Raw genomic sequence first — 5,537 nt, 5'->3', positions numbered from 1 at the left:
CGACTTTCCTGTTGATGCCACGCTCTTCGAGTGGATGAGCCAGTGGACCAAAGGCGGTGAGCAAGTGGTGCGCGGCGCGTTGGGTCGGATGCTGTTTTCCAGCGACGATATTGGTAAATCGGTGAAGGTCATTTCCGGTGGCGAGCAGGGGCGCATGCTGTTTGGCAAGCTAACGCTCACCAACCCGAACGTGCTGCTAATGGATGAGCCGACCAACCACCTGGATATGGAATCGATTGAGGCGCTGAACTTAGCGCTGGAGAACTACCCAGGCACGCTGATATTTGTCAGCCACGACCGCGAGTTTGTTTCCTCGCTGGCCACGCGCATTATCGATATGCAGCCCGAGGGCCTTGTCGACTTTAGCGGCAGCTACGACGACTACCTGCGTAGTCAAGGCGTTGTTTGATCGCTAACCGATCAACCAATAATGTGTGTGTAAGTCGACTCTGAGGCGGGTTGCTGCTCGGCATCGAGTAAGTTGCCGCTAAAGGTTTCGTTTAGCTCTTTGGCGAGCTCTACATAAACGTACATCTGCTGATTGCGACGTTTATGTAGCGGCGGCTTAACCAGCAAGCTAATCCCACGAATGGGTTCGTGGGTCTCGCCTTGCAGTAGGTCGGGCATTTCTCCAGGTGGAAAGGCGTTGGCGATTGTGATTGGGTTCGAGGGTTGTTTGCCTTTGATAAAGAAAACCTTTTTGACCGCATCATAGCTGGCTTCTTTTCCCCGTAGCCATTCGGTCAGGCGTTCGTCTGTCGTCGCATCGGGGTGAGAAAAAATCACAAACAGAGAGTGCTGCTTTACTTTCGCTGTGCGCTTGGCGGGCACCGGTTCTTCTGGTTCAGGCGAAGGGGGCTGTGGTTCTGCTTTAGGTGCTGGCGGCGGCGTGGCGGCCTTTGCTTTGGCGCGGCGTTGTTTGGGAATAACCACATAAACGAAAATAGCCGCAGCCACGACCCCCAGCACTAATGAAGCAATAGCGAGCAAGAACGGAAGTGAAGTGGTGTCCATCTCATTGAGTCCTATCTGTCGGCGCTTAGGCCCTATTATTTAGTCGTAAAATAGCGGCATTCAGTGTTAACGCAAGCGCCACCCAAAGACAAGGAAGCATACCAGTAGAGTGAACCGCGAGCTGAGCATGCACCACCTGTATATAAAAACTAAAGAATCAACAGCCTAGCAGCGTTTTGGCGTGTTCAGATATAAAAAAGCACCACCTAAGTGATGCTTTTCATTCATAAGGGTTCGGCTTAACAAGCAATCTAGCCAATACGATCGTAGCCGTTAGCCATAAACGGGTAATCGGTGTAGCCCTTTTCATCACCGCCGTAGAACGTTTCATGGTTCGGCTCGGTAAGGGGGGCATTCACTCGGAAGCGTTCCGGCAAGTCGGGGTTAGCGATATAAGGGCGGCCAAAGGCTACGGCATCGGCGGTGTTTTGATTAATGCGTGACTCCGCGCGTTCTGCGTCGTAGTTGCCGCAGTAAATCAGGCTGCCGTTAAAGCGCTTGCGCATTTGCTCACGAAAGCCGTCAGGAAAAGTGATATCGCCACCGATCCAGTTAGGCTCGTTTAAATGCAGATAGGCTAAGCCGCGTTTGGACAATTGTTCCGCCAGATAGAAAGCCATGGCTTCAGGTTCATCATCGGTCAGGCCGAACAGTTCGATAAAGGGCGTCAAGCGAATGCCCACACGCTGTGCACCGAAAACTTCAATTACCGCATCGACCACCTCTAGCGGGAAGCGGGCGCGGTTTTCCAACGAGCCGCCGTACTGGTCGGTGCGCTGGTTGGTACCGGTGGCCAGGAACTGGTTAAGCAGGTAGGCGTTAGCCGCGTGGACTTCCACCATGTCGAAGCCTGCGCGTTTGGCGCGAACAGCGGCTTGGCGGTAGTCATCAACAATGCCGGGGATCTCATCGGTTTCCAGTGCCCGGGGCGTGCTGGTAGGGTGCTGGCCAGCAGTGCCGTCTTCAAATTCAACAAAGCACTGAGCGCCTTCGCCTTTTAACGCGCTAGGGGCAACAGGCTGTTGGCCATTCGGTTGCACCATTTCATGGGATACACGCCCAACGTGCCACAGCTGCAGCGCGATACGGCCACCTTTGGCATGCACCGCATCCACCACGCCTTTCCAGCCCGCTTCTTGTTCATCCGTCCAGATGCCTGGCGTATACACATAACCCTTCGCAGTAGGGGAGATGTTGGTTGCTTCACTAATAATCAGACCTGCGCCTGCCCGCTGACCGTAATAGGCTTCCTGCAGGGTGCCCGGCACGCTATCTGGAGTGCGCGAGCGTGTCAGCGGCGCCATGATGACTCGGTTTGGGATCGACAAACTGCCTAACTGAAGAGGGGTGAAAAGCGTTTCATACGCCATGAGCAAACTCCTTTTGGAAGCGGTCAATTAAATCGTGGCGAACAGAATAGACCAGTTTACTAGTAAATGCTAACTCAGTAATTGCTAGCCGCTACGGCGCAGTCATGGGATAAGATTTTTGAAGGAAAAACAAACCCCCGGCAACGCAATAAACCGGGGTATAGGTAAAGGGTTGCTTAGGCTCTCTGCCAAGGCCAGCGGCGCTTGGCTGGTGTGTTGATTTGCTCAATAGCGTTGGTCAGCGCCAGCATGATGGCACTTAACTGGCGGTGGCAAACGGCGCTGCTCAGCACGCCGGGGCACTGCTTGAGGAGTAAGTCACACTGCTGTGAGGCAATGAATATTTGCTCGGTGACGGGAGGGGCGAAGAGCGGCTTCGCTTGCTGGCTGCAGCGGGTTAGTTCCCGTGACAGTAGGGTGAGCATGCTGGTGTCTAGCCAGCAGGGCAGCGGGTCGTCTAGCCGACCGGCAATCGAGTGTTGCACTGCTTCGAAAGAGGTGCGTAGAAAAATAAACGTTTGGCGAAGCTGGCGCTGTTCACTAGTCATGGTACTTATCCATAGTACTTACTCTTAGTACTTATCCATAGAACTTACTCATAGAGCTCATTCATAGTACTTATCGTTACCTCAACTGATCGTCACCTCAGTTAAATGAGATCATGAAAAGATAGTGTTTCTCATTTGCATCTTTAGTGACGATAGCGCTGGTTAATCGTACTGTCAATCTTGGGCTATCAATGCGGTTATCTATTCGCTACTTATCCATTGCCTGATAGAGCTGCCAATCGTTGTTAGTGAGTGGCTCGGCGCCGTGTTGAGTGACCACTACGGTATCACTGATGCCTACGCCCCACTGGCCAGGAACGCGTAAACAGAGCGGTAAGTGGAAGACCATGTTCTCTTCGAAGGGACGATGCAGGCCTTGGGCAATATAGCCGGTGCCTTCAACCCAACTAGGAGGGAACTGCGCACCCACAGCGTAGCCAAATACCCCCGAGAAGAACAGTTGATCACGGGTAGGTGCCAGCAGTGCATCCGCTGCCTTCGCGGCATCATCAAAGGTGTTGCCTGGTTTCATATGGCTGCACAGGGTTTCGAACAGCGAGCGGCACAAGTCGCGGGTGGCGGTTAATTCGGCGCTAGGTTTTCCAGTCACCGCTGTGCGCATCATCGGCGCGGTATAGCGCTGGTAAGCGGCGCCAAATTCTAAAAATATCGGTTCATTGGGCTGTATGACGCGACGCTTGTGGTTCACGTGAATCACGCCGATGCGGTGTCCGCTGGTCACGATAGGCTGCAAGCTCATAAACTCGCTACCGTTTTCTAGCAGTGCTTTAGCGCCGATGGCCGCAATATCGTTATCGGTCATGCCAGGGCGAATAGCGGCCATCGCAGCCTCTAAACCTGCCGCAGTGATTCGTGCACTTTCGCTGAGCATTTCAAGTTCGGCGCTACTTTTAACAATACGAATCGTATCGAGCAGATCACCTGCTTCACAGAAGCGCTCTTTACCTACTGAGCGGGCCAGCGCGTCCATCACGCCCACTCGCAAACCGCTGCTCCAGCCATCAATGCCAATTTGCTCGCAAGCAGTGAGTAAGTCCGCGAGCGGCGTGATGATTTCATCCAGGTTTTCCCATCGGTAACCAATGATTTCGTCGACACGGGCGGTGACCACTGCCGCCCCTGTTTCAATGGATGCCACCTGCAGTACCAGTTGTGTAGGTGTGCACACTAAGCAGGCGTGAACCGATACCTCGAAGGTGTGGTAGCCGGTTAAGTAGTTAATGTCGGCAGGGTCGGTGAGCAGTAATGCATCCAGTCCGCGTTGTGCCATTGCATGGCGCACTTTGTCTAGGCGCGTTTGGTATTCGGCAGGTGCAAAGGGCAACTCACTTTGGGCAAGCGTCTCGGCAAGGGCTGTGCGGTAGTGTTGATAATCCATAGCGGTCTCCGGTGGGGGCTATGGTGAGTATAGGCAGCTGCTCTAGCGTTACACCGCTGTGGTTATCAACGCTAGCAATAGTAGCGAGTTGTGCCTCAATCGTACCCGGTAATAAGACGCGCACAGGAAGCACGTGGCCTCGCCCTCAATGGGAGCGGTGCATAAAAACGTGCGGTGATTATTTTCAGCGTGATGAGCGTGTGTTTTATGTCCGAGTGTTGCTTTTTTAATAACATTTGTCTTGTGGGGAAAGGTGTTATTCGCCTCTATAAGCCCATTTAATGCTGTTGCTTGCGCATTTGTACGTCGGTCTATATGATCAAATTGGTTAAAATAATCAACAAAAGGAAGGTGGCAAATGCAACCTCAAGCGTCTTCTGGTCATGTCGCGTCTTACTACGCGGCATCGTCAAACTCCACATCTCAAAGGCCCATGCTGGAGGGGGATGTTGAATGTGATGTCTGTGTCGTGGGGGCTGGCTTTACGGGCATCTCTGCAGCACTACATTTGGCGGAGCGTGGTCATCGGGTAGTGGTGCTGGAAAGCGTGGCGATTGGCTTTGGGGCGTCCGGGCGCAACGGTGGCCAGATCGTTAATAGCTATAGCCGTGATATGGATGTTATTGAGAAACAAAACGGCGCTGAAACCGCTCGGGCGCTGGGTGCAATGGCATTTGAGGGTAACCAGATTATCCGTCAGCGCATTGAAAAGTATCAGATCGACTGCGACCTAAAAGAAGGCAACTTATTTGCCGCTTGTAACAAGAAGCAGTGGGAAGGCTTAAAGGAGCAAAAAGCCTTATGGGAGCGTTACGGCCATCAGAAACTTGAGCTGTTGGAAGGTGAAGAGGTCAGACGAGAAATAGGCAGCGATCGTTATGTGGGGGCATTGGTAGATCACTCTGGGGGGCATCTTCATCCTCTCAATTTGGTGCTGGGGCAGGCGGCGGCGTTGGAGTCGTTGGGTGGCAAGATTTTTGAGCACTCCCCCGTGACTCGCGTAGAGCATGGTGAGCCGGTGACGCTGCATACGCCCAAGGGTCGCGTGACTGCTCAACGGGTCGTTATGGCTGGCAATGCCTATTTGCAAGGGTTGCTACCCAAGCTGGAAAGCAAGGCAATGCCGTGCGGCACCCAGATTATTACCACTGAGCCGCTGTCTGCAGAGTCAGCAGCACGATTACTACCTAACGATAAAGCGGTAGA

The 5,537-nt window shown here is 53.2% G+C and carries 6 protein-coding genes; 2 read left to right on the top strand and 4 right to left on the bottom strand.

What is annotated here, in order from left to right; translation table 11 throughout:
* Positions 1–409: ATP-binding cassette domain-containing protein (locus tag INT22_RS20655; RefSeq protein WP_226912568.1), on the top strand; the 409-nt coding region annotated here is incomplete at its 5' end.
* Positions 410–420: 11 nt separating this feature from the next.
* Here the strand turns inward: INT22_RS20655 and INT22_RS09665 are convergent.
* From INT22_RS09665 to INT22_RS09650, 4 genes are all read right to left on the bottom strand, one after another.
* Positions 421–1,014: a cell division protein ZipA C-terminal FtsZ-binding domain-containing protein gene (locus INT22_RS09665; RefSeq protein ID WP_089040592.1), complete on the bottom strand. Its 594-nt coding sequence runs from the start codon at positions 1,012–1,014 to the stop codon at positions 421–423.
* 251 nt (positions 1,015–1,265) lie between these two features.
* Positions 1,266–2,384, bottom strand: a complete 1,119-nt coding sequence (locus INT22_RS09660) for an alkene reductase (RefSeq protein ID WP_193059501.1) — start codon at positions 2,382–2,384, stop codon at positions 1,266–1,268.
* Between the two features lie 176 nt (positions 2,385–2,560).
* Positions 2,561–2,932 (bottom strand): hypothetical protein, encoded by a 372-nt coding sequence (locus INT22_RS09655; protein WP_193059500.1) that lies wholly within the window; start codon positions 2,930–2,932, stop codon positions 2,561–2,563.
* Between the two features lie 208 nt (positions 2,933–3,140).
* Positions 3,141–4,331 (bottom strand): M24 family metallopeptidase, encoded by a 1,191-nt coding sequence (locus INT22_RS09650; RefSeq protein WP_193059499.1) that lies wholly within the window; start codon positions 4,329–4,331, stop codon positions 3,141–3,143.
* A gap of 358 nt (positions 4,332–4,689) precedes the next feature.
* Here INT22_RS09650 and INT22_RS20650 point away from each other — a divergent pair.
* The coding region (locus tag INT22_RS20650) for an NAD(P)/FAD-dependent oxidoreductase (protein WP_226912567.1) at positions 4,690–5,537 on the top strand (848 nt) is incomplete at its 3' end.

Origin of the sequence: Halomonas sp. 3D7M (genome assembly GCF_014897885.1) — a bacterium.
GTDB lineage: Bacteria > Pseudomonadota > Gammaproteobacteria > Pseudomonadales > Halomonadaceae > Vreelandella.
Note: the sequence above shows the minus strand (reverse complement) of the source record. Positions and strands in the feature narration are given on the sequence as shown.